This is a genomic window from Priestia sp. P5_B4 (assembly GCF_056400385.1).
On sequence record NZ_JBFULJ010000991.1, the window covers coordinates 1 to 1313 of the forward strand.

At 34.6% G+C, this 1313-nt stretch carries 1 protein-coding gene and 1 pseudogene; one reads left to right on the top strand and one right to left on the bottom strand.

The window, feature by feature from the left end; translation table 11 throughout:
- Window positions 1-208: 208 nt before the first annotated feature.
- Entirely contained in the window at window positions 209-1045 is an 837-nt protein-coding gene (locus AC1DRF_RS28160) for an STAS domain-containing protein (protein ID WP_279621066.1), read from the top strand.
- A gap of 22 nt (window positions 1046-1067) precedes the next feature.
- Here the strand turns inward: AC1DRF_RS28160 and AC1DRF_RS28165 are convergent.
- Window positions 1068-1262: pseudogene (locus AC1DRF_RS28165) on the bottom strand (STAS domain-containing protein); the annotation flags it as partial.
- Window positions 1263-1313: the final 51 nt, after the last annotated feature.

Sequence of the window (1313 nt, forward strand, 5' to 3'; positions counted from 1 at the left end):
CCCTTTATCATGTTGAAAAAAGTGGGCACGACCATGGGTATATTCAGGTTTAAAGATTCATTATAAAAGTCTTATTGTTCTTTTATTTAAAACATATGTAGTGGAGGTAGTACAAAGCATGAAAATAAAAATAAATAATAACTCATTTGGGAATATTTATTAATTAAGGATAACAATAATCAGTAAACAAATAAGGGGCGTATTCAAAATGGAAATTATTTATAATCAGAGAGAGAAAATGACCGATTTCATTAAAGATAACAAACAGAACTTCCAGGATAAACTCTTATCAGAGGCGGTTAACGTAGCCTCTAAGATTAATGATATTTTAGAAACTGGAAATATTGATCTTTTAAAAAATGCTCAAAAGTTATCTCTATATGTCGTGGAGCAAAAGGAAGAACAACTCGTTGCTTTCGCTCAACAAGAAGGGATAGCCTGGGCAGAGCATTCCTTAACTCTTGCCTTCAAACTAGAATGGGTACAGGCCATTAGGCGAACATTGTGGCATTTTCTCTATCAATATGATCGAATAAATAACCATTTTAATGGCCGTGAAGAATTTTATGCCTTAGAGAAACGAATTAATGATAAGATTGATCAATTTCTTAACACTTTTCTCATCAGTTATTCCACGTATAAAGATGAATTAATTGCTTCCCAAAGGGACTTAGTTGAAAATCTATCAGTACCCATTATACCACTTAGCCAATCTATAGCTGTACTACCGTTGATCGGAATGATTGACCTCAATCGTATCCAAACGATTGAGGAGAAAGTATTGATGGGCATCTCAGATTTAAAGATTCAAACATTAATTATAGACCTGTCTGGAATTGCCAACATGGAGATGCATGTYATTGACCATTTTCAAAAAATATTAACTGGGATTTCAATGATGGGATCTAAAGCTGTTCTTACAGGTTTACGTGCTGACCTAGTTCGAACAATGATTCACTCGGGAATCTCCTTTGAGGACCAGGCAGAAGCAAAAGGGACGTTACAGCAAACGTTAAAAGAATATCTAGAACTCGACCGCATGTAAGAGGAATAGAGGAGAAATCAAAGTCATTTCTAACAACAGTTTGAGCAAGTTCAGGTCGTATACCTGTCATCATGACCTCAATACCTTGTAAGCGAAGCATACTGTAGATATCAAAGAGGTAACGTTCAGCTATAGTATCTATATTCAAGATACCTGAAAAATCAACAATCAGATACTCTACTTTCATTTCGAGAATTTTCAAGATCACATTCTCCAAGATATATTCTTGGAGAATGTGATCTTGAAAATTCTCGAAATGAAAGTAGAG